Annotated in this window: 21 protein-coding genes; 3 read left to right on the forward strand and 18 right to left on the reverse strand. The window is 64.3% G+C overall.

Translation table 11 applies throughout. From position 1 onward, the window contains the following. Positions 1-3: 3 nt before the first annotated feature. The 9 genes from flhC to K6G35_RS18810 all read right to left on the reverse strand — a co-directional run bounded on the left by flhC (position 4) and on the right by K6G35_RS18810 (position 10,947). Positions 4-609: a flagellar transcriptional regulator FlhC gene (gene flhC, locus K6G35_RS18770; protein ID WP_008647544.1), complete on the reverse strand. Its 606-nt coding sequence runs from the start codon at positions 607-609 to the stop codon at positions 4-6. Then, entirely contained in the window at positions 606-923 is a 318-nt protein-coding gene (flhD, locus tag K6G35_RS18775; RefSeq protein WP_008647543.1) for a flagellar transcriptional regulator FlhD, read from the reverse strand. The genes flhC and flhD overlap by 4 nt, the downstream gene beginning before the upstream one ends. 399 nt (positions 924-1,322) lie before the next feature. Then, positions 1,323-2,075 carry a DUF4088 domain-containing protein gene (locus tag K6G35_RS18780; RefSeq protein ID WP_011518207.1) on the reverse strand — a complete coding sequence of 251 codons (753 nt, stop codon included), beginning with the start codon at positions 2,073-2,075 and terminating at the stop codon, positions 1,323-1,325. A 108-nt stretch (positions 2,076-2,183) separates the two neighbouring features. Then, positions 2,184-4,025: a methyl-accepting chemotaxis protein gene (locus K6G35_RS18785; RefSeq protein WP_186426725.1), complete on the reverse strand. Its 1,842-nt coding sequence runs from the start codon at positions 4,023-4,025 to the stop codon at positions 2,184-2,186. Positions 4,026-4,063: 38 nt separating this feature from the next. Beyond that, the gene (locus K6G35_RS18790) at positions 4,064-5,722 is read right to left on the reverse strand and encodes a methyl-accepting chemotaxis protein (protein ID WP_495676849.1); all 1,659 of its coding nucleotides are present in this window, start codon (positions 5,720-5,722) and stop codon (positions 4,064-4,066) included. Between the two features lie 118 nt (positions 5,723-5,840). Next, positions 5,841-6,329 carry a chemotaxis protein CheW gene (locus tag K6G35_RS18795; protein WP_008645727.1) on the reverse strand — a complete coding sequence of 163 codons (489 nt, stop codon included), beginning with the start codon at positions 6,327-6,329 and terminating at the stop codon, positions 5,841-5,843. Positions 6,330-6,479: 150 nt separating this feature from the next. Continuing rightward, a complete protein-coding gene (locus K6G35_RS18800) occupies positions 6,480-6,863 on the reverse strand; it encodes a response regulator (protein ID WP_008645726.1) in 384 nt (127 codons plus the stop codon). Between the two features lie 159 nt (positions 6,864-7,022). Continuing rightward, positions 7,023-9,005, reverse strand: coding sequence for an EAL domain-containing protein (locus K6G35_RS18805; protein ID WP_035880704.1), 1,983 nt, complete (start codon positions 9,003-9,005; stop codon positions 7,023-7,025). Positions 9,006-9,141: 136 nt separating this feature from the next. Beyond that, entirely contained in the window at positions 9,142-10,947 is a 1,806-nt protein-coding gene (locus tag K6G35_RS18810) for a methyl-accepting chemotaxis protein (protein ID WP_495676850.1), read from the reverse strand. 550 nt (positions 10,948-11,497) lie between these two features. On the opposite strand from K6G35_RS18810, the gene K6G35_RS18815 reads away from it, so the two are divergent. Continuing rightward, on the forward strand, positions 11,498-11,806 hold the full coding sequence (locus K6G35_RS18815; RefSeq protein WP_008645358.1) for an H-NS histone family protein: 309 nt from the start codon (positions 11,498-11,500) through the stop codon (positions 11,804-11,806). A 200-nt stretch (positions 11,807-12,006) separates the two neighbouring features. On the opposite strand, the gene galE is transcribed toward K6G35_RS18815, so the two are convergent. Continuing rightward, positions 12,007-13,026 carry a UDP-glucose 4-epimerase GalE gene (gene galE / locus K6G35_RS18820; protein WP_495676851.1) on the reverse strand — a complete coding sequence of 340 codons (1,020 nt, stop codon included), beginning with the start codon at positions 13,024-13,026 and terminating at the stop codon, positions 12,007-12,009. Between the two features lie 92 nt (positions 13,027-13,118). Continuing rightward, a complete protein-coding gene (locus K6G35_RS18825; protein ID WP_495676852.1) occupies positions 13,119-14,195 on the reverse strand; it encodes a tyrosine-type recombinase/integrase in 1,077 nt (358 codons plus the stop codon). Between the two features lie 180 nt (positions 14,196-14,375). Between K6G35_RS18825 and K6G35_RS18830 the strand changes: the two genes are divergently transcribed. Continuing rightward, positions 14,376-15,365 carry an NAD(P)H-dependent flavin oxidoreductase gene (locus K6G35_RS18830; protein ID WP_008645355.1) on the forward strand — a complete coding sequence of 330 codons (990 nt, stop codon included), beginning with the start codon at positions 14,376-14,378 and terminating at the stop codon, positions 15,363-15,365. A gap of 33 nt (positions 15,366-15,398) precedes the next feature. On the opposite strand, the gene K6G35_RS18835 is transcribed toward K6G35_RS18830, so the two are convergent. Next, positions 15,399-15,968, reverse strand: a complete 570-nt coding sequence (locus K6G35_RS18835) for a PadR family transcriptional regulator (protein WP_035880765.1) — start codon at positions 15,966-15,968, stop codon at positions 15,399-15,401. 324 nt (positions 15,969-16,292) lie between these two features. On the opposite strand from K6G35_RS18835, the gene K6G35_RS18840 reads away from it, so the two are divergent. Continuing rightward, positions 16,293-16,502 carry a hypothetical protein gene (locus tag K6G35_RS18840; protein WP_008645352.1) on the forward strand — a complete coding sequence of 70 codons (210 nt, stop codon included), beginning with the start codon at positions 16,293-16,295 and terminating at the stop codon, positions 16,500-16,502. 195 nt (positions 16,503-16,697) lie between these two features. Here K6G35_RS18840 and K6G35_RS18845 read toward each other — a convergent pair whose 3' ends face one another. The 6 genes from K6G35_RS18845 to K6G35_RS18870 form a co-directional block, all read right to left on the reverse strand. Further along, positions 16,698-17,702, reverse strand: coding sequence for a Bug family tripartite tricarboxylate transporter substrate binding protein (locus tag K6G35_RS18845; RefSeq protein ID WP_008645351.1), 1,005 nt, complete (start codon positions 17,700-17,702; stop codon positions 16,698-16,700). Between the two features lie 103 nt (positions 17,703-17,805). Next, positions 17,806-18,537 carry an SDR family NAD(P)-dependent oxidoreductase gene (locus tag K6G35_RS18850; RefSeq protein WP_008645350.1) on the reverse strand — a complete coding sequence of 244 codons (732 nt, stop codon included), beginning with the start codon at positions 18,535-18,537 and terminating at the stop codon, positions 17,806-17,808. A gap of 259 nt (positions 18,538-18,796) precedes the next feature. Further along, a complete protein-coding gene (gene pcaF / locus K6G35_RS18855; protein ID WP_008645349.1) occupies positions 18,797-19,999 on the reverse strand; it encodes a 3-oxoadipyl-CoA thiolase in 1,203 nt (400 codons plus the stop codon). Positions 20,000-20,027: 28 nt separating this feature from the next. Next, positions 20,028-20,675 (reverse strand): 3-oxoacid CoA-transferase subunit B, encoded by a 648-nt coding sequence (locus K6G35_RS18860; RefSeq protein ID WP_008645348.1) that lies wholly within the window; start codon positions 20,673-20,675, stop codon positions 20,028-20,030. Between the two features lie 28 nt (positions 20,676-20,703). Continuing rightward, positions 20,704-21,393: a 3-oxoacid CoA-transferase subunit A gene (locus K6G35_RS18865; protein ID WP_008645347.1), complete on the reverse strand. Its 690-nt coding sequence runs from the start codon at positions 21,391-21,393 to the stop codon at positions 20,704-20,706. A gap of 500 nt (positions 21,394-21,893) precedes the next feature. After that, positions 21,894-23,330, reverse strand: a complete 1,437-nt coding sequence (locus K6G35_RS18870) for a M20/M25/M40 family metallo-hydrolase (protein WP_008645346.1) — start codon at positions 23,328-23,330, stop codon at positions 21,894-21,896. Between the last annotated feature and the right edge of the window lie 206 nt (positions 23,331-23,536).

Genomic DNA, 23,536 nt, shown 5'->3' on the forward strand with positions numbered 1-23,536 from the left:
GGATCAGGCTTCGGTCTGCGCGGCTGCGGCGTCCTTCGAGAGCTTCTTCACCTTTCCGGCGCGTGACGGCGGACGGCACAGGCTGCACACGAAGTTCGTGTGCGGCTCATAAGCGTGCGTGACGAACTGTCCACCGCAACAGGTGCACGAGGAAAGCTGCAGCATGTTGCTCTCGAAAAACCGTACTAACGTCCAGGCACGGGTGAAACTTAAGACGATTTCGCCGCCGAGCAGAGAAACATGCTCGAGATACAGGCGATAGGCCGCCACGACTGCGCGAATGCCAGACGTCTCGCCTTCCTGCACCATGAACTGGTACGCGGAGAAGAACAGCGACGAATGGATGTTCGGCAGCCAGGTGGTGAACCAGTCCGTGGAGAACGGGAGCATGCCCTTGGGCGGCGATGCGCCACGGAGCTCCTTGTACAGGCGGATCAACCGGTCGCGCGAGAGCGTGGTCTCGGCTTCAAGCACCTGCAGTCGCGCGCCCAGGCCGATCAGCTCGATGGCGAGCTGCGTCTGGTTCGCGTCCTGCAGGACGCTCTTGCGGTTGGGGAGGGGGGTGGCCGTGAAGCTGCGGGCTGGCGAGGCCTGGAGGAGCGCGGTCAATTGAGCGACTCCACAGGTTGCCGGGCCAGCAGGATAGCAGCGTGGATCTGCTGCATATCATGGCTCTTGGCCGTGTGTGTGAGTGTGGAAAGCAGCGCGTGATCGTCGAAGCGGAAACGGCACAGCACCATGTTCGATGCTGCCAGCTTGACGAGTTGCGCCGAGGTCAGTTTGGCGAGGATCTCAGCAATTTCCTTGCTGACGCCGAGCCTGAACATGGCTTCCACCTGGTTTTCGCGCACCAGTCGTTGCGCGAGCAGAAGATAGGCGAGATTGACCTCCCGGATCTCCTGGAGAACTTCACTGCTTTCCAATTTTTCCCCGCTACCAAAAAAACCCTCGACCGCTTGTCCGGCGCTTACCGGCAGATGCTGCTTGCCGGCGACCAGATCGTTAAGGTGCGTGTGCGATGGGTACGACGTACTACGAAAGTAACTGCGCCTGGTAACACCGTCTCTCTGAAACGTTACAGATGTTACAGAGTGTAAGTGAAACTGTTACGTTTATATCGGCTTTCCGCCTCGTATGCCAATCCCTACTTGAGTTGGGGGGAGACAAATGTCGTACAGATCAGACAAAGGCCGCGAATTTTGTAACAGGCTTTAGAACTGTCTTCTGATTTACATCAATGTTGTTACGGCCAGCCAACCGAAGAGACACTCTAATTTTGCGCAGCACACGTCACTGACTGACTGATCGACTGCCGAATTCCACTATTGACGAACAAGCGCGCCTTGACTAAAGACGCGCCGCAACCATGCTGCCAAGCGGGCAAATACATCGTCGGGCGCCTCCCTGAACAAATGCGGACACGCGCGCTCCACCTGTTCCAGCACGCGAGCAGCCTCTTCGGCGCCGATGGAGCCGTACTCCAGCGCCAGGCCCAGCAAGACGCGCAACTCTCCAACCTTGCTGCGCCCCAGCGCTTCGCTCTGCTCCGTCTGCAATCCGTACATGACGTCGTACGCGCGCTGCCGAAGACCATCGGCAACCCGCCACGCAGGCGTCTTCATGCGTTCTTCCAATGTGCGAATATCGACGGCGCTGGCCGATATCTGCGCGGCCAGCGCCTCGGTGAAGGCGGCGTCAGCACCTGCCTCGGAGAGAATCTGCGTGGCCCACTGGCGCGCGTGCTCGACGCGCTGCTGCGGCGTCCAATCGGGCTGCACGGCCAGGCCAAAGCCGAAGCGTTGCGCATCGCGCATCAACGCGGCCAGCGCATTGGGTAGCTGCTTGTCGAAGACCTTCTTGGCCCATCCATACTCGCCACTGGCCAGCAGGCGCATTACGGCGCGCTCGGTCAGCGGACCATCCTGCTGCATCAGTCGCGCACGCAGGAAGTCATCGAATGCAGGTGGGATGAACTGGGCATCGAGGCCCGTGGAGACCTTTACGAAGGCATCGAAGTCCGCGCGCAGCCGCGCAGAGGCTTCGGCCGACAGGGACAGGCTGATGTCGGTGTTCATGGTGTCGTTGGACGAAAAAGCGCCCCGGCGCGGGCTGGCTCGATACCTGGCGCCGGGACGTGCGTCATCCTTCCTTGCGGCGCCGCAGAGCGGCTACCGGAAGTCTGGTCAGAAAGCGCTCCAGTCGCCGTTGTCGGAGGCGCTGGTCGCCGTGCTCGCGGAAATTGCCGGGCGCTTCAACTGGCTATCGGCAGCTTCGGCCGATTCCTCAACACCAGCGGCGGCAACCGATGTGGCGGCAAGCGCAGTGCCCGCGGCCTTGGCAGCCGTCTTCCTGACCGGGCGCGCCGGGGCAGGCAGGCGTTTCGCGCCCGACGGCCGGGCGACCGGACGCGCGGCTGGCGCCGGGGCAGCCAGTGCCGGCACGGCGTCATCGCCGTGGGACAGACGGAAGCCCGACACCGACGCCATCAGGCGGCTGGCCTGATCCTGCAGCGAACCTGCGGCAGCGGCGGCCTGCTCGACCAGCGCCGCGTTCTGCTGGGTGACTTCGTCCATCTGCGACACGGCCTGGTTGACCTGCTCGATGCCCGAACTCTGCTCGGCAGAGGCCGCGCTGATCTCGCCCATGATGTCGGTCACACGCTTCACGGCCTGCACGATCTCATCCATCGTCGTGCCGGCCTGCGACACCAGCGCGGCGCCCGTATCCACCTGCGCCACGGAGTTGTCGATCAGCGTCTTGATTTCCTTCGCGGCGTTGGCGCTGCGTTGCGCCAGGCTGCGCACTTCGCCGGCCACCACGGCAAAGCCTCGGCCCTGCTCGCCCGCCCGCGCGGCTTCCACGGCGGCGTTCAGCGCCAGGATGTTGGTCTGGAACGCAATGCCCTCGATCACGCCGATGATGTCGACGATCTTGCGCGACGCGTCGTTAATCTCGCCCATCGTCTGCACCACGCGGCCCACCACCTCGCCGCCACGGACAGCCGTCTCCGACGCATTGGCGGCCAGCCCGCTGGCCTGGCGCGCGTTATCGGCGTTCTGGCGCACGGTGCTGGTCAGCTGCTCCATGCTCGAGGCCGTTTCCTCCAGCGAGGCTGCCTGCTGTTCCGTGCGTTGCGAAAGGTCGTTGTTGCCGGCTGCGATCTCGCTCGATGCCGAGCCGATCGATTCGGCAGACACCTTGAAGTCACGCACCATCTGCGAGAGTTGCTGCTGCATTTGGTCCATGGCATGTAGCAGGCTGGTCCGGTCGCCGGCACGCAGGTTCACGGCGTCCGAGAAGTCGCCCTCCGCGATACGCGCCGCGATGGCCGCGGCATAGCCCGGCTCGCCACCGAGCTGGCGCGAAAGCTGGCGTGCCAGGAATCCACCCAGCAGCACCGACACCGCCAGGCCGCCCAGCACCAGCGCCAGCATCAGCACGCGCGAGTGGTTATAGACGCTGGTCGATTCATCCATGTTGGCCTTGGCGCGCTCGTCGCGGCGCTTCACCATCTTGAGCAGGAGGTCTTCAAGCGCGCGGCTGTCCTTGAGAAGCTCGGCGCTCTCGGTAAACACGGTGCTTTCGAACTGCGAGGTGTCCAGCGGCTGCTTGCCGACCAGTTCGACGTACTTCTGCATCCGCTCGCGGAACGGCGGCAGCAGCGTCTCGTACTGCTTGTACAACGCTTGGCCTTCCGGTTGCGTGAAGGAATCCTTGGTCGACTTGACGCGGGTCTCCAACGCGCTAAGCGACTTCTCGATCTGCTCCCGCTCGGTGGCACGCTCGCCCATCGTCGACGCGGACAGCAGCGCGATCTGCGCGCGGCTGGCATAGACCAGGTTGATGTTGCCGTCCTGGACCGCCTTGAGCGCCTGCAGGTCACTGTTGTAGATCTTGCCGGTCCATTCCGTCATGCGCCCCATGTTGACGACGCCTAGCAAGCCAATGATGGCGCCGATGACGGATACAACCAGGAAGCCAGCAATCAGCCTGGTTGTCACGCGTAGTTGATTGAACCACTGCATAGAACTACCCCCTCCTTCCATTTGAATAGACCCGAAGCTCAGGCGTTGACCAAGCCGGCTTCTTTCCCCGTTTCACTCATCGTCGCCACCTGTCGCTTGCGCGGCGGCCGGACCTCGGCCTGCATACTCACGCGGAACGTGGAGATCGACTCCCGCAGGCGCTCGGCCTGTTCTTCGAGCGAGCCCGCCGCGGCAGCAGCCTGCTCCACCAGTGCAGCGTTCTGCTGCGTCACATCGTCCATCTGCGTCACCGCCTCATTCACCTGCTCGATGCCTGCGCTCTGTTCCGCTGATGCCGAACTGATCTCACCCATGATGTCGGTCACGCGCTTCACCGCCTGCACGATCTCGTCCATCGTGGCGCCGGCCTGACCCACCTGCTCCGCGCCGCTTTCCACGCGCGCCACGGTATTGCCGATCAGACCCTTGATCTCCTTGGCCGCATTGGCGCTGCGCTGCGCCAGGCTGCGCACCTCGCCGGCCACCACCGCGAAGCCGCGGCCCTGCTCGGCCGCGCGCGCGGCTTCCACCGCCGCGTTCAGCGCCAGGATGTTGGTCTGGAATGCGATGCCCTCGATCACGCCGATGATGTCGACGATCTTGCGCGAGGCCGCGTTGATCTCGTCCATCGTCTGGACCACGCGCCCCACCGCCTCGCCACCGCGCACGGCCGTCTCGGAGGCATCGGCCGCCAGCCGCGTGGCCTGATGCGCGTTGTCGGCGTTCTGCCGGACCGTGCTGGTCAGCTGCTCCATGCTCGAAGCCGTTTCCTCGAGCGACGCGGCCTGCTGCTCGGTACGCTGCGACAGATCGTTGTTACCGGCGGCCACCTGATGCGTGGCGGCCGAAATGCTGGCCATGCCGCCCTGGATATCGTTGACCACCGACTGCAGGCTGCGCTGCATCGTGCGCATGGCACGCGACAGTTCGCCGACTTCGTCAGCTGACCGGTGTTCGAAGTTGCTCGTCAGATCGCCCGCGCCCATGCGCAGCGCGAAGTCCAGCATCTCGCGCACCGGACGCTCGACACGCGACACCAGCATCGAACCCGCCATGAACGAGGAGAGCACCGCGAATCCGAATGCGCCCCACAGCCACGGCCAGAGTTGCGCGGCTTGCTCCTCTGCCAGCCAGTGCACGCCGGCGATGGCCGCCAGGAACCACACCAGCCCTGCGAGCTGGGCCCAGAGGATGCGCCGCTTCAGCGTAATCCGCTTCACGCGGCCAATCAGGCCCGCCAGGCCAGTACGCACCACGGCGCCATCGCGGATCGCCAGGCCGCCGGCCCGGTTCTCACGGAAACGCCGATATGCGGCGTCGGCCGCGCCGATCTGTTCGCGACTGGCCATCGATCGCACCGACGTATAGCCGACGATGCGGTCGCCGATGCGTGTCGGCGTGACCGTGGCGTGCACCCAGTAGTGATCGCCGTTCTTGCAGCGATTCTTCACGATGCCCACCCATGACTTGCCCGCCTGCAGCGAATCCCAGAGATCGGCAAAGGCCTCGGGCGGCATGTCGGGATGTCGCACGAGATTGTGGGCAGCGCCAAGCAGCTCGTCGGACGTGAATCCGCTCACCTCGACGAACGCCCGGTTGGCGAACGTGATACGACCCTTGAGGTCGGTTCGCGAGATCAGGTAGACGTCCGGGGGTAGCGGATGCTCCCGCTGGGTGACTGGCTGGTTGTTGCGCATGGCTCTGACTGCTTTGGGGGCGTTGACCGCGGTGTGCGGTCGGCCCACGCCACGCCCGGCAGGACGCGCGTGGGGCGAAATACGACCCGTCGCGGAGCGCTCGGGCCGCTAGCGCCGCTCAGGCGGCGCCAGCCGCGGCTTCGATGGCCGCGAGATCGTCGACGTTCATCAGCTTTTCGATGTCCGCCAGGATCAGCATGCGGCCCTCGAGCGAGCCGATGCCACGGATATAGTCGGTTTCGACGCCGCCCGACAGGGTCGGTGCCTGCTTGATCTGGGCCGGGGCTAGCGTCAGCACGTCGGACACGCCATCGACCACGATGCCGGTGGTCCGCTCATGGATGTCGACGATGATCACGACGGTGTACTGGTCGTAGCTGATCTGGGCCTGGTTGAACTTGATGCGCAGGTCGATGATCGGGACGATCGTGCCGCGCAGGTTGATCACGCCCTTCAGATACGCGGGAGCATTGGCGATCTGCGTCACCGTTTCGTATCCGCGAATCTCCTGAACCTTCAGGATGTCGATACCGTACTCTTCGCGACCGAGCCGGAACGCCAGGAATTCCTCTCCCGAGCCGTCCGTCCTGTTGGTGCTGATGTTCATGGTTGCCCCCGCTGGCATGGTTGATCGTTGCCGGGCTGGCGTGCCCTTGCCGGTACCGCGCATGGCGGCCCCTGAAACCGGGCATCGAGTATCGCCCTCTAGTAATTACGGCAGGCAGCGGGGTGAATGAAGGGCGACTTTGCGTGAAATTCACCCTACGTTGGGAGGGCCCAGCAGCGCGTCGACCGACGCCATGAGTTCCTCGGGGTCGAACGGCTTGGCCAGGAACCCCGATGCGCCGGCCTCACGGGCGCGTTCGAGGATGGCATCGTCATACTCTGTCGACAGCATCAGCATTGGCACCGTGGCGTAGTCCGGCATGGCGCGCAACGCGCGGATCAGGGACAAGCCATCCATGACCGGCATGACCTGGTCGGTCACCAGCATGTCGAAGTTGCCCTCCCGCGCGACCTCATACGCCTCCTTGCCATCCGACGCCTCGGTCACCCCGTAGCCGCCGGCACGCAGACAGGCGCTGGTCATCCGGCGCAGGGATGGTGAATCATCGACGACAAGAATGCTCAGGAGAGACATCGGGGACTCCGGGTTCGGGTGAGTCCGCCAATGACACGTCAAGACCGCCGGCGGCGGACGTGCCGGCTTTGGGCGAACGCGATACGCGCGGCACGCCCTTTCATTGGCATATCGGCGCGATGCGGCCGGTCTTTAGCGCCGATTCGCGAAGCGTGACCGCTAGACTGCCAATGGCCGTGCCGCGTGCAATACGTCGGCAAACCCGGGCGAGTCGAGCGGAACGGCCAGCAGGTAGCCCTGCACTTCGTCGCAGCCCATGCCGTGCAGGATCTCCAGCTGCGAGGCCGATTCGACGCCCTCCGCCACCACTTTCATCCGCAACTCGTGCGCCAGCGCCACCATCGAGCCGACGATGGCGCGACCCTGCGGATCGGCATCGAGCCCGCCGATCAGCGTGCGATCGATCTTGAGGGTGCCCACGCGCAGCCGTTTCAGATAACCGAGGCTCGAGTAACCGCTACCGAAATCGTCGAGCGCCACCTGGATGCCGAGCGATTGCAGCTCCGCCAGCGTTTCCAGCGACTTGGCGATGTCCTTCATCGCGGCGGTCTCGGTGATCTCCAGCGTGATCGCGGAAGGCGGGATGTCGTGCTGGTGGATATGTTCGAGCAGATAGCGCGGAAAGTTGCGGCTCGCGAAACGCGTCCCGGACACGTTGATCGCCACCGGCACCACCGGCAGCCCGGCGTCCTGCCAGCTCCGCACCTGCCCGCAGACCCGCGAGATCACCCAGTCGTCGAGCTTGTCGATCTGGCCCGACTGCTCGGCCACCATGATGAACTCGGCCGGACTGACCGCGCCCAGCGTGGGATGCCGCCAGCGGCAGAGCGCTTCGGCGCCCACCACCTGGCGCGTCTTCACGTCGAACTTCGGCTGGAACATCAGCGACAGACCGTCGTCCTGAATGGCGGGCCAGAGGTCGCGCCGGATCACGCGCGTGCGGCGCGCACGCTCCCCCGCTGCCGAGTTGAACACGCGCACCTGGTTCGAACCGCTTTCGCGCGCCTCCGACAGACTCACGCGCGCTGCCTGCATCAACCCTTCGGATGTGGCCGCATCACGCGGATAAATCGCGATCCCGATGTTCACGCCGATCTGCATCTGCAGGCCACGTGCCGCCACGAATTCGGCCAGGGACCCGAGCACGCGAGAGCCAAGGTCATGCGCGCGGCTGTGATGCACCAGATTGGGCACGCCAACGGCGAACTCGTCGCGCGCCAGCCGTGCCAGGAAGTCGTGCGGCTCCAGCGCGGCCTGAGCGAGCGCGCCCGCGTCCTGCGCCAGGATGTCATCGGCACGAACCTCGAAAACCTCGTCGACCTCGCGATAGTCGGCAATATGGATCAGCAGCACCGCGCACCCTGTCTCTGCCAGACGCGCATGGGCGATGCTTTGATCGAGCCAGCGCGCGAAGGCGGTGCGGTCTGGCAGGTCGGTGCTGACGCTGTACTCGCCGACCGGTGACAGGCCACTGCCGGAAGGCCGGATCGTCAGGCCGGGAATGCGGCCCGGCCCGCGGCGCGAAACGCGTCCGTCACCGGCCCGAAGCATAGGCATCGTGGCATGGTCATCGGCGACGTCGTCGTGCATTGCCAGCTCGGCCTGCCCCGGGAGCCATCCGCGCGCCTGGGCGCGATGCATGGCGAACATCGCCACGCACAGCAATGCGATCCCGCATGCCAGGAAGCTGGCTTCCGAGAAGTCGGCCGTGTCGATACAGGCCCGCGCCGTCATGACGGTGCCGCCACAGGCACGCCCCAGCCGCGCGCCGGCCACGGCGACCAGGCCGGCGCCAGCCAGCATCGCGGCGGCAACCGCCACGCGCCAGCCACGCGCGCCCTGTTGCAGCCAGTGAACCGGCGGCCCGATCAGATGCGACGTAGCCAGGCTGGCCACCAGCGATGCCGCAAACGTGGCCGCCATCCGCGCGCCATCGTTGGCGGCGGTCAGCGTGCCGGATGCCAATGTCACCCAAAGAGGCATGCCGAGCATCCCGTGCGACATCAGCGCGGCCGGCCACGTCATCGACCACATGGCCTTGCGCCCTGGCCCGCCTTCGGTTTTGGCGGCGCGCACGCCCACTGCCGCGGCAATGCCGAGCAAGGCTGCGAGCAGCAGGAGGCTGGAACTCGTGGCGATCATGGGGGCGACAGGAATGGGAAATACTGTGGCACCGAAAGCGCCATGATGCGCGCCGGGCGCGCGCCCCGCATCATGGCACTTCGCAAATGCCTCGTAAATCTAGCGTCGATGTGTCCTTGCTGGTTGACGGCGTTAATCAGAAGGTTGCCCAGTCGTCGTCAGCCGTGGCTGCCGCGGCCGGCTGGTTCGCCGACGGGCGCAGTGGCCGGCTTTCGGCTGGCGTGCGCGCCACGGGCGGCCGGCGGTTGGCCGGGAGCATCGCGGGCGGCGACGCGCGTTCGGCGCTGCGTGCCATTGCCGGTGCGGTTACCGGTGCGGTTACCGGCGACGTCGCGAGCGAATGCATGGCACGTTGGGCACCGGCATTGGCGCGCGCGTTGCCGCCATCGGCAGCCAGCGTGAACACCGACACCACGCCCTTGAGCTTCTGTGCCTGTTCTTCCAGCGCGCCAGCCGCTGCCGCCGCTTCTTCCACCAGGGCCGCGTTCTGCTGCGTGACCTGGTCCATCTGCGCCACGGCCTGGTTGACCTGCTCGATGCCGGTGGTCTGCTCCTGCGACGCGGCGCTGATTTCGTTCATGATGTCCGTCACGCGGCGCACGGCATGTACGATCTCGCCCATGGTCTGGCCCGCTTCGGCAACAAGCCGGGTGCCGCTTTCCACGCGCTGGCCGGATTCGTTGATCAACGACTCGATCTCCTTCGCGGCATTGGCGCTGCGCTGCGCGAGGCTGCGCACCTCTCCGGCCACGACCGCGAAGCCGCGTCCCTGCTCGCCGGCGCGCGCGGCTTCCACCGCCGCATTCAGCGCCAGGATATTGGTCTGGAATGCGATGCCCTCGATCACGCCAATGATGTCGACCACCTTGCGCGAGGCGCCGTTGATCTCGTTCATGGTGTCCACCACACGGCCGACCACGTCGCCACCCTTCATGGCGATTTCCGAAGCCTCGCCGGCCAGGGCGCCTGCCTGGCGCGCATTCTCGGCGTTCTGTCGCACGACGGTGGTCAGTTCTTCCATGCTGGCCGCGGTCTGCTCGAGCGATGCGGCCTGTTCCTCGGTACGCTGCGACAGATCCGTGTTGCCAGCGGAGATCTGCTGCGTAGCCGACGCCATCGAATCGGTGCCGCCGCGAACTTCGGCGACGATGCCCGCGATGCTCTCCTGCATGGTGGCCAGCGCCTGCATCATGCGACCGATCTCGTTCTTCGACATGCTGGAGATACGCGATGTCAGGTCGCCGCGCGTCATGCGCTCGAACACGTCGAGCGCTTCCTGTACCGGGCGGACGATGGCGCGGTGAAGCATCACGGTAGCGAATACCGCAACCAGGATGCCGAGCGCGATCAGCGCCAGCGACATCGCGCGAGTCGTCTCATAGCGCGACTGCGCGCCTTCGAAGTTGGCCTTGCCGGTATCGAACTGGAATTTCTCGAGCTTCTCGTGCGCGGCGGACATGCCGCGCTGCAGGTCTGGCAGCACATCGCGCGCCAGACGCAGCGCCTCGTCATGGTTGCCGGCCACCATGGCCTGCTCAAGCGGCTTGACGCCGGTCTCGAAGAACGCCTGCCGCTTGGCCGCCAGTTCGCCGGCCAGCGCCTTCTCATCGTCGTTCTGAGGCAGCGACATATAGGTCTTCCAACCCTTGTCGGATGACTCGATGAAGACATTGGCGCGGTCGACGTGTTTCTTCAGGTCATCGTTCTCGCTCCCCCGCATCACACCGCGATCGAGCGCCAGGCGCAGGCGGGTGGTGCCGAGCATCGCCTCGGACAGCGCCTGTGACGACGCCAACTGGTTGGAGTACGTCTCCTTGAGGGCGCCGTTGGATTGGGAAATACCTAGCAGACCGGCGCCGCCGACCAGCAGGAGGTTCGCCGTAAGCAAGGCCATTGCGCCCCGTAGAAGGGTCTTGATCTGGATATTCTGGTGGAAAGACATGATGTGCTGATCATTGGGGGGATAACCCGAAGACACCCCTGCTCCGGTCCCGGCGGAGCGATACCGCGCGTCGCCCCGCTCAGGCTTCGATAACGGCCATCCCGTGAGCTTCCTTGAGGCGTCGGCCCCCAACGTTGACAAAATGCCGGTTACGCCACGTGAGATCAATCAGAATTATCTCGTGGCACCTTCGGCACTTACTTTCAAATAGCTTTCATTTGATAAATGTAAAAACTCGCGGCGCGCCTGATTCAGTGCCCGCTGAATTCCCTGTCCATGCGCGATCACCCGGCAATATCGCCACTATTGAATGGAGCACTGCCCTGAGCACCGTAGATTCACGGGTTTTAGTGTGGCATGTGGCTTGGGCTGGCGCCGCCGGAGATCATCGCGCGGACCACATGCCAACCCGAAAGTTCAGGGATTATTCTAATTTGGGACTTTTTGCAGATTTCTCCGAAATCAAAGTCAGGGGATTTGCAGCGGCGAAATACGCCGTTATAATTCCCTTCGTCAATTCACGGACCAACACTAAAACCCGAGGATACAAATGGCGACCTATCAGGAAATCGTTCAGAAAATCAGCGAACTGCAGAAGCAGGCCGAAGAGATCAAGGCACGCGAGCAAGCCTCGGTGATCGCCGATATTCGCGAGAAAATCGACCAATATGGCCTGACCGCCGAAGACCTCGGATTTGGTGGCAAGGCGGTGGCCGGCAAGAAGGCCGTCAGCCGCAAGGTGCCGGTTCGTTACCGTGACAGCGCCGGCAATACCTGGACGGGCCGCGGCAAGCGCCCGGGCTGGCTGACTCAGGCGCTGGCCAATGGCAAGTCGATGGAAGATTTCCTGATCCGCTGAGCAATCCAGCCGATCGGCAGATAAAAAGAAACCGGGCGCTATGCCCGGTTTCTTTTTTGCCGCGCGTCCATCAGGGCAGTCGCCGCTAAGAGGTGATATCAAGATGAAGCGAAGCGGTTCTGGCTAGACGCGCGGCCGCAGACAGTACAAGTCGTACGGCAAGGCCGCGCAACGACGCCAGAATCATCTTGATAGCGCCGCTAAGCCGCGAACCCCACCGGGTTCAACGACTGCCAGCGCCAGGAGTCCTCGCACATGCGGTCGAGGTCGTGGCGGGCGCTCCAGCCAAGCAGCGTACGGGCAAGACCCGGATCGGCATAGCATTCCGCGATATCGCCGGGCCGGCGCGCGACGATTTCGTAGGGTATCGGCCGCCCACTGGCCCGTTCGTAGGCTTTCACAACTTCCAGAACACTGTATCCACGGCCCGTGCCAAGATTCACGGTCATGCCGCGCGGGTTCTTGCCTAGGTACGCCAGCGCTGCCACATGGCCATCGGCCAGATCGCAGACGTGGATATAGTCCCGCACCCCGGTGCCATCGGGCGTCGGGTAGTCACCGCCATACACACTCAGCTTTTCGCGCCGCCCGGCGGCCACCTGTGCCACATACGGCATCAGATTGTTCGGAATGCCGCCCGGGTCCTCGCCAATCGTTCCGCTCTCATGTGCGCCTACCGGATTGAAATAACGCAGGAAGGCGATTTTCCATTCCGGATCGGAAATTTCCAGATCACGCAGGATCTGCTCCCCCATCAGTTTGGTCTGGCCGTACGGATTGGTGGCCGATAGCGGGAAATTCTCGAGAATCGGCATCGCATGGGGATTGCCGTACACCGTGGCCGAGGAACTGAACACCAATTGCCTGACACCCGCCGACTGCATCGCCGAGCACAATGTGATCAAACCCTCAAGGTTGTTTCCGTAATACTCAAGCGGTTTGCTGACCGACTCCCCCACCGCTTTCAGGGCGGCAAAATGGATGGCGCCGTTGATCTTGTGCTCGGCGAACAGGCGGTCCAGCAGTGCGCGGTCGCGCACGTCGCCTTCCACAAAATGCGGTGTTGTGCCGGTAATCTTCGCCAGCCGGTTCACGACCTCGGCGCTGCTATTGCAGAGATTATCGAGCCCGATCACGTTGTAGCCTGCTTCATGCAACGCCACCCATGTGTGGGAGGCGATATATCCGGTCGCGCCGGTCAGCAATAGGGTCTCAGCCATGGAAATCTTCAAGGATCTGGATTGGATTCACGTCGCTCGCTCACCGAGTGGGCTGCCATCATAACCGTGCGTCATTACGGCTGCGATATGTATCATGCGCCGCTTCCACCGTTCGGGCGCGAAAGGGGCCTGCCCATGACCGGAAGCCCGGTGCGAGCCTGCCACGCCTCATAGGCTGCCCGCAGCCGCCAGCCAGACTCCATATCGCGCATCCCCAGCAACTGGGCCACCGCCGCCGGCGGCGTTCCCGCATCGAAGTGCATGGCACCACAGGTATTCCGCAGTGTCTGGGGCGACGCCCGTTCGCTGCGGCCCGCCAGCACGCCAGCCTCTTCCAGCAGGATCTCGACACGGCGATACACCGATGCCGCGTGCATGGCACGGCCGTTGGTCATGGCCGGGAACACGAGATCGCCTAACGTCTCCGCTGCCGCCCGAACGTCCAGCCAGTGGCGCAGCGGCGCGTGGACAAACCCGAACAAGGGAACGGTGTACGCCCGCCCGTTGTCCGTCCGGACCATGCGGATCGCCATCGCGCCGCCACCCAAGCCCTCGATCGCCTCCACGCGCAGCGCCCGCGCCTCCGCCACCTTGAGTCCGCCACCCAGCAGGACTGCGAGAAGCGCGACATCACGGGCGCGTTTCCATTGCTTTGGCGAGATGGCCTGGCTGTCCGGGCGGGCGGCCCCGGCAGCCGGCTCGGGCGCCGGGGCCAGAATGCGGGCCACCAGCAGGTCGCGCTCGCCAGGTAACAGAAAGGCGGTCGGGTCGTTCTCGCCTTCGGCGAGGTGCGACTTGACGGCCTGACTGGCCGGGTTGTGCAGGTTCTGCTGCAACTGGGACAGATGATGGAAAACGCGTTCGATCAGCCGCGCGTAACGGTAGCGGTGACGCTTGTGCAGATTCTGGGCGTCCAGGAACGCGCCAATCTGTGCGGCCGACCACGTCAGCGGTGTCAGTCCTTGCTCACCTGACCAGCGCAGCAGCTTGCCCCACATCGCCCGATAGACCACGGCGGTGCCGTGGCGAAAACCGTGTCGCGCAAGCCAGCCGTCGAAGGCGCGGTCCGGGTGCTTTCGCCAGGCGTTGAGGTCGGCATCGAACAGATCGCCGGAGGTTGCCGGCGTTTCGCCGTCCGCCGTAACGAAATCGGCACTTGCCTGGGTCATGACCAACGCTCTCCCGCTCTGAGTATGCAAAGCAACGTTCTCATTGTAGACAAAGGGCCACTGGATCCCGCGATCGTAGCCCTCCGGCAGTTGCACAGGGGAGTCATCGCGTGATACCTTGGCACCCACTATGCAACCAGTTGCATAAATTCACCTCAACCGCTGAACGAGAGATCCGTCATGGCCCTTCCCGCCCTGCTGCAGAACCTGTCGCTACCGGCTGTCTGCTCGCCGCTGTTCATCATTTCCAATCCCGATCTCGTGATCGCCCAGTGCAAGGCCGGCGTGGTCGGATCGTTCCCCGCGTTGAATGCGCGGCCGGCGGAAAAGCTGGAGGAATGGCTGGACCGGATCACCACCGAACTCGGCGAGCACAACGCCAAGCACCCCGACCGCCCGGCCGCGCCGTTCGCGGTCAACCAGATCGTGCACAAGTCCAATGACCGGCTCGAGCACGACCTGGAAATGTGCGTGCGCTACAAGGTGCCCATCGTCATCACCTCGCTGGGCGCGCGTGTCGAAGTCAACGAGGCCGTGCACTCCTATGGTGGCATCGTGCTGCACGATGTGATCAACAACACGTTCGCACGCAAGGCCATCGAGAAGGGCGCCGACGGGCTGATCGCCGTGGCGGCGGGCGCGGGCGGCCACGCCGGCACGCTGTCGCCGTTCGCGCTGCTGCATGAGATCCGCGAATGGTTCGACGGTCCGCTGCTGCTGTCGGGCGCGATTGCCAGCGGCGATGCCGTGCTGGCCGCTCAGGCTGCCGGCGCCGATCTGGGCTATATCGGCTCGGCTTTCATCGCCACGCTCGAAGCCAATGCTCAGGATGCGTACAAGCAGATGATCGTCGACAGCTCCGCCGACGATATCGTCTACTCGAACCTGTTCACGGGCGTGCACGGCAACTACCTGCGCGAGAGCATCGTCCGCGCGGGTCTGGACCCGGCAGCGCTGCCGACTTCAGATGCGTCGAAGATGAATTTCGGATCGGGCAGCGCCAAAGCCTGGAAGGACATCTGGGGCGCTGGCCAAGGTGTCGGCGCCATCAAGCGCGTGGTGCCGGCCGCCGAGCTGGTGCGCCGCTTCGTGGAAGAGTACGCGCTCGCACGCCGCCGTCTGGGCTTGGCCGCGCCGGCCGGCGCGGCACGTGCCGTGGATCTGGCCTGAAGTTTGAAGCCTGAAGACTGACGGCGCCCGTCGTCAGTCCTTGCTGCCACTGGCCGTGCCAGTGAGCAGCGGCAGCAGCGACCTGCCCCATGCAAGCCAGTTTTCCTGAAACTGGATGCCGCGCTGGAGCAATGCGTACTGGATCTGCTGCCGGCGGTCGAGCGTGCCGGAGAAATCCTTGCGCTCGATCCCCCGGTATGTTTCCAGCCGCGCCTCGTGCAGTGCAATCAGTCGCCCCATTTCCTTGTCCAGGCCGAGCGGCCCGATCGCGGCATCGGCACGCAGCTTGACCAAAATCTCCTCGCGCTGGTCCAGCCCCTGACCGGGCGCAAGCACCCATCGCACCAGTTCGTCGTGCCCGGCGGGCAACACCCGGTAGACCTTCTTGCGGCCTTTCTTCTCCGCCCCGTCGCCGTCGACGGTGACTTCCGGCTCGTCCGAGGCAATCCAGCCCAATTCGGCCATCCGCCCCAGCTCCCGATAGATCTGCTGGTGAGTGGCGTGCCAGAAATAACCGATCGACTTGTCAAACCGGCGCGCGAGATCGTAGCCCGAGGATGGCTTTTCGATCAGGGATATCAGGAGAGCGTGTTGGGTGGACATTCGGCCGATAGGTGCGACGCGATCGCTGGCATGGATGATGCTGACCAAGTTCAGTGAAATGGTCAGGTGGCGCTATGGTAACGCGCAAGTCACGTCACGTCATGCCGATATCCACTGAGATGCGCGGCGAAACCCGCCATGTGCAAGTGACGGCACAAAAACTCGCATTCATGACAATTTAGTCAATTATTACGATACTGATGTAAAAAAATCGAAATGGCATTTCCCGATAATCTGCAATACATTCCAGACATTGCCACCCCGCATGCGCGTGCCCCTCTACCGGCCCAACGTTCCGCGCCATGCGCTACCCGGGAGTTGTCCATGAACGCAAGACCGGATGCGACCGCCGGCACAGCCGCAGCCGAGGCGACGAAGCCTGTCGCCCGCGCGCGCGCCGGAACGGCGCCGTTCTATTACCGGCTCCCCGATACCCCGGAGGGCCACCACATCAAGGAATACGCCAGCGGCCTGCGGCAACTGGTGCGCTTCGTGGGTGTGGAAGAACAGGTCGTCAAGTACAGCCTGACCTGATGCCTTTGCTGCGGTGAGATTGCAGTCACCGCAAGTCTGTCGATTGTCTCCTCCTGTCCGCCAAGGACCTGGGATTCAGCCCGCGACGAACGTCGCGGGCTTTTCTTTTCTGAAGAGGATTCCCACCAAAAAAAACCGGCCAGCAGGCGTGATGCCTGCTGGCCGGTCTTCGGCGACCTGGGTCGATCCGGGAGATCAGTCCACGGTCGCGCCAGAAGCCTTCACCACCTTGGCCCACTTGGCGGCCTCGGACTTCATGAAGGCAGCCAGTTCAGCCGGCTTTTCCGGATGCGGTTCGGCACCCTGCTCGGCCATCTGCTTCTTCACTTCCGGCATGGCAAGGATCTTCACCACTTCGGCGTTCAGGCGATCGACGACGGCCTGCGGCGTGCCGCCCGTGGCGTACAGCGCGAACCACGACGTGGCTTCATAGCCGGGCACGCCCGACTCGGCCACGGTCGGCACGTTCGGCAGTGCCGGCGAGCGCTTGGCCGAGGTCACGGCGATGGCGCGCAGCTTGCCGGCCTTCACGTGCGGGTACGACGACGGCATGTTGTCGAACATCAGGCCGATCTGGTTGCCCAGCAGGTCGTTCACGGCCGGAGCGCTACCCTTGTACGGGATGTGCTGGATATGCAGGCCCGTCATCGAGTTGAACAGTTCGCCCGACAGGTGCATCGACGAGCCGCTGCCCGACGAGCCATACGACAGCTTGTCCGGGTTGGCCTTCACGTAGGCGATCAGTTCCTTGATGTTGTTGACCGGCACCTTCGGGTTCACCACGACGATGTTCGGCACCATGGCCACGCGCGTGATCGGCGCGAAGTCCTTGACCGGGTCGTACGGCAGCTTCGAGTACAGCGACTGGTTGATCGAATGCGTGCCGATGGTGCCCATGAACAGCGTGTAGCCATCGCCCGGCGCCTTCGCGGCCAGCGATGCGCCGATGTTGCCGCCCGCGCCCGGACGGTTGTCGATCACGACGGGCTGACCGAGCGCCTTGCCCAGTTGCAGGCCGACGATGCGGGCCAGGATATCGGTGGTGCCACCTGCCGAGAACGGCACGATCATGGTGATCGGCTTGGTCGGATAGGTGCCCTGCGCTTGGGCGCCGGTCATGGCGGCAAAACCAGTTGCCAGTGCCACGCCTACGGCCAGCAGGCGTCTGCGCGCCTTCGACGTTTGCTTGGTGATACTCATCTTGTGCTCCAGGAGTGATGCACGTCCGCTAGCCAACTGGCTTACCGCGGACGTAATGCTTTGAACCGCTATTCCGCCCCGTGCCTGGGGGGCGGGCACTTTCTTATACGGGTGCCACACCCAGCGTGGTTCCGCCGCAGACGTACAGGACCTGTCCCGTCACGAAACCATTCTCGGGTGCAAGGAAGAACAGCGAGGCACGCGCCACGTCTTCCGGCGTTCCCATGCGTTTCACGGCGATGCTTGCCAGAATGCGCCGTGTCTGTTCGCTGCCCTCCGGATTGCTCCGGCGGAACAGCTCGGTGGCGATGGGACCCGGTGCCACGGCGTTGACGGTGATGCCGTCGCCGCCCAGCTCCATCGCCAGCGTTCGGGTCATGCCAACCAGCCCAGCCTTGGCCGCGGAATACACCACGCGTTCGGGCTTGCCCAGCGCCGCGCGCGAGGCCATGTTGACAATGCGGCCAAACCCCGCCGCGCGCATCGCGGGCAGGCAGGCCTGTGTCAGCAGCATCGTGGCCTGCAGGGTCAGGCCCACGACGTAATCGAGATCTTCCGCCGTGGCCGTGTCAGCCGTGCCGGGGCGCGTGGCGCCGGCATTGTTGACGAGCCGCGTCACGGCGAACTGAGACGTCACCTGCTCCGCCACCGCGCGCGTGGCATCGGCATTGGTCAGGTCGGCCTGGAAGAAGGTCATGTTCGGGTGCGACCACGTCGGCGCTGCATAGTCGACGTTGATGACACGCGTCACACCATCGGCGAGCAGCATTTCCGCAATGGCTCGGCCGATTCCGGAACTGGCGCCAGTGACCAGGGTGGCAACAGGAAGGGACATCTCGGTACTCCGCACCGGCACGCAAGCGGCCGGTCAAATCAGAAAAAATGCGGCGAAGCCGGCGAGCCCGTCGGCCTGGCCGCGATGCTCTACCTCGTTGGGGAAGAGACACCACTGAAACTTCCCGCATGAATTAACGACGGGAAGCAAGGGAAACTGAAACTTCTACTGTTCTGCTTCGGTAACTCCCCTCTCCCACTTGCGCGGGAGAAGGGAGCGCATCACCACTGGCATCGGCCAGTGGTGATGCATCAAGCCATCAAACGCGCTCGATCACCATGGCGATGCCCTGGCCCACGCCGATGCACATCGTGCACAGCGCGAAGCGGCCACCAGTGCGCTCCAGTTGGTACATCGCGGTCGTCACCAGACGCGCGCCGCTCATGCCGAGCGGGTGGCCCAGTGCGATGGCGCCGCCGTTCGGGTTCACGCGCTTGTCATCGTCGGCGATGCCCAGTTGACGCAGCACGGCCAGGCCTTGCGCGGCGAACGCTTCGTTCAGTTCGATCACGTCGATCTGGTCCAGCGTCATGCCCAGTTGCTTCATCAGCTTCTGCGTGGCCGGTGCCGGGCCGATACCCATCACGCGCGGTGCCACGCCAGCCGTTGCCATGCCAACGATGCGGGCACGCGGCTTCAGGCCATGCTGCTTCAGGCCCGCTTCGCTGGCCAGCAGCAGCGCACACGCGCCGTCGTTCACGCCCGAGGCGTTACCGGCGGTCACCGTGCCGTCCGGACGCACCACGCCGCGCAGCTTGGCCAGCGCTTCCATGCTCGTGGCACGCGGATGTTCGTCGCGGTCGACCACGATGGCGTCGCCCTTCTTCTGCGGAATCGTCACCGGGGTGATTTCCTGCGCCAGCGTGCCGTCGGCTTGCGCGCGCGATGCCTTCTCCTGGCTGCGCAGCGCCATCAGATCCTGGTCTTCACGGCCGATCTTGTAGTCGGTCGCCACGTTCTCGGCGGTCTCGGGCATCGAGTCCACGCCGTAGGCGGCGCGCATCGCCGGGTTGATGAAACGCCAGCCGATGGTCGTGTCGAAGATCTGCGCGTCACGCGAGAAGGCCGAGGTGGCCTTGCCCATGACGAACGGGGCGCGGCTCATGCTTTCCACGCCGCCGGAAATCATCAGGTTGGCTTCACCAGCCTTGATGGCGCGGGCAGCAGTGCCGGTGGCGTCCATGCCCGAACCGCACAGGCGGTTGATCGTCGCGCCGGGAACGGCGTCCGGCAGGCCAGCCAGCAGGGCCGACATGCGCGCCACGTTGCGGTTGTCTTCACCGGCCTGGTTGGCGTTGCCAAAGATCACGTCGTCGATCGCCGACCAGTCCACGCTGGCGTTACGGGCCATCAGGGCCTTCAGGGGCACGGCGCCCAGGTCGTCCGCGCGCACGCCGGACAGGCTGCCGGCATAACGGCCGATGGGGGTACGGATGGCGTCAACGATGAATGCTTCGCTCATGTTCTGTCTCGCTCGTCTTGGTGGTGGGTCAGGCGGCTACGGCCTGCTTGAGAGGCACGCCGGTCAGGCGTTGCAGTTCGTCGAACGACAGGCCGTCCACGAGATCGCGGGCAACCAGGCCGTCCGGCGTCACATCGATCGTGGCCAGGTCCGTGTAGACACGCGTGACGCAGCCGATGCCGGTCAGCGGATAGGTGCACTGGGACACGATCTTGCTTTCGCCCTGCTTGGTCAGGTGCTCCATCATCACGAACACCTGCTTGGCGCCGATGGCCAGGTCCATCGCACCGCCGACGGCGGGGATGGCGCCCGGCGCGCCGGTATGCCAGTTGGCCAGGTCACCCTTCTCCGAGACCTGGAACGCCCCCAGCACGCAGAAGTCGAGGTGGCCGCCACGCATCATCGCGAACGAATCGGCGTGGTGGAAATACGAGCCACCCGGCTTGATCGTCACCGGCTGCTTGCCAGCGTTGATCAGGTCGCCGTCTTCCTCACCCGGCGCGGGAGCGGGGCCCATGCCGAGCAGGCCGTTCTCGCTGTGCAGCAGGATTTCACGGTCGGCCGGCAGTTGATTGCCGACCAGGGTGGGCAGGCCGATGCCGAGGTTCACCACGGCACCGTCCGGAATGTCTTTGGCCACGCGGGCGGCCATTTGGTCGCGGGTCAGGCGTTGCATGTGTTTCTCCTTCTTCGCTCGATTCGGATCAGGCCGCGCTGGCCGGCTTGGCGGCGCTTGCAACCTTGACCACGCGCTTGACGAACAGACCCGGCGTGATGATGTGCTCGGGGTCCAGCTCGCCCAGTTCCACTACGTTGCTGACCTGCACGATCGGGCACTTGGCAGCCATGGCCATGATCGGGCCGAAGTTGCGGGCGGTCTTGCGATAGACCAGATTGCCCCAGCGGTCGGCGGTCTCGGCCTTGATCAGCGCGAAGTCAGCGTGGATCGGCTTTTCGAAGACATAGCCCTGGCCGTCGATGATGCGCGTTTCCTTGCCTTCGGCCAGCGGCGTGCCGTAGGCCGTGCGCGTGAAGAAACCGCCGATGCCGGCGCCGGCCGCGCGGATGCGCTCGGCCAGATTGCCCTGGGGCACGAGTTCCAGCTCGATTTCACCGGCGTGGAACAGCGAGTCGAATACGTAGGAGTCCGCCTGGCGCGGGAACGAGCAAATGATCTTGCGGACACGCTTGGCCTTGAGCAGCGCTGCCAGGCCCGTGTCGCCATTGCCGGCGTTGTTGTTGACGATGGTCAGGTCGCGCGCGCCCTGGGCGATCAGCGCGTCGATCAGCTCCGCCGGCATGCCGGCCAGGCCGAAACCGCCAATCAGGATCGTGGCGCCATCGTGGATGTCGGCCATTGCCGATTCCACCGAGTCATATAGCTTGTTGATCACTTGCGTTCCAGTATGGAAGGGTCCGGCGCGCATACCGGGACCGGCCGCAAAGGGGCGCGGCACGCAAAGCTGTCTCCGGCAGTGGCTGGACGGGCGTCCTGTCTGATGTCCCCGCGCTCCGTGCGCGGTGGTCCGTCAAGGACAGTCCAACAATCTTGCAGTTGTTTTGTCAGCCATCTTGCTGCGGCTTCATGCAGATGCTTGCTGCGAATACCAGCGAACGTCAGAAACTTCCTGCTTTGTTCACCGGATTCCCATGAAGTTCGCTATACGAACTCCAATTCGCAGAATGAACAAAGGTTACACCTGTCGCCAAAACAGGGTCAAGGCAGGGGGCCACGTCTCGGGCGATAATCGGCCAGCCCGGCTGGCAGCGTCATACACGACCAGAGGCGGGCTGAAACCGGCTTGAACCAAAGGTACGGCGGGCGATGCACAGCTACCACGCATGGTAGTGCGCAACGCCCGCCGATGCCTTGCGGAATCGCAGTTTTACTAAATTATTCCGACAACCGCTTCACCAGACGGTAGAGAAACTCACGGCCATCGTACAGGCGCGCAATCTCGATGCGCTCGTCCAGACCATGCGCGCGCATGTCCGACGGTTCGGTGAACAGGCCGGAAACACCGTACATCCGGATACCGGCATTGCGCATGAAGCGGCTGTCGGTTGCGCCCGTGCTCATGGCCGGAATCACCGGCACATCCCACATCTGCTTGGTCAGCGCATCGACTTCCTTCATCAGCGCGCCGTCTAGCGGAGAGGCCGGGCTGGCCAGCGGCTTGTTGATGTATCGCACGCTGATCTTGTCGTTACCGATTGCCGACTTGAGCTGGCGGTCGATGTCGGCCGGATCGTCATGCGGCAGGATGCGACAGTTGACGATGGCCTTGGCCGATTGCGGCAACGCGTTCTCGGCGTGCCCGGCATTGACCATGGTCGCCACGCAGGTGGTACGAAGCTGCGCGTTGTAGAACGGAATGGCCGACAGCCGGTCGATCGCCGCCTGGCTCGGACGGCCCGTCCCGACCTCGCGCATGTCCTCGGCGAGTTGCCCCTTCGCCAGCGGAGCGCTGCGCGCGAAGTAGGTCTGCGTCACGTCGGCCATCTTGACCGGGAACTGGTACGCACCCAGGCGGCTCAGCGCCTCGGACATCGCGTACACAGGATTGGACTTGGTCGGCACCGAGCTATGCCCACCCACGTCGCGCACTTCCAGTTCGTAGGTCGTGTACATCTTCTCGGCCACCTGAACGCGGTGCAGCACCGGCTTGCCGTCGCGCAGCTCGCCTCCGCCGCCCTCGTTGATGCCGAACTCGGCCTTCAGCAGTTCAGGCTTGTTCTTCACCAGCCAGTCGGCGCCATTGCTGGGCACGTCGCCGCGCTCCTCGTCGGACGTGAGCGCCAGGATGATGTCGCGCGACGGCTTGAAGCCTTCCTGCTTCAACTGTCCCAGCACCGACACGAACGCCGACGCCATCGCCTTGTCGTCGATGGAGCCACGCGCGGTGAAGTAGCCGTTGGTCTCCTGAAGCTGGAAGGGGTCGGTCTTCCAGTCCTCGCGCTTGGCCTCCACGACGTCGATATGCGCCAGCAGCAGAACCGGCTGCCTGGCGCCGGTGCCCTTGAAGCGCATCACCAGATTGCCCTTGCGCGGAAACGGCTCGAACACCTGGATATCCGACGCGGAGAAGCCCGCCTCCACCAGTCGCTTCTCCATCGCGCGCGCCGCCCGGGTACTGTCCCCGGCCGAATGCGTCGTGTTGATTTCGACCAGTTCCTTGTAGATATCGTGAAAGCGCTGCTGGTCAGGCGTGAGCGTGGCGGGGGGCGCCTTGCTGGCGGGCAGGCTCTGGGCAATGGCCCCTGCGGCGCAGGTCACGAGCACCGCGGCCACCAGGGCGCGAACAGCTTCAGGACGACGATGGAAACGCACGACACCTCCGAATATTCGTTATGGGATCGAGCAGGAAGGAAAAAGGCCAGACGGATTCGTCGCAGCCTCCCCTCCCTCGAAGTTCCGATAGGCGGAACTGCGTTTTATTAAATGCTCGCCGAATATTCTAGGCACGTGGCGTCCGCGTCGCGATTTGGGGTATCTCCCAAGTGGCGCGCGCGTGGAATTGCGCTCGCGCGCCTTCC

It is taken from the genome of Cupriavidus sp. HY129 (assembly GCF_059492215.1).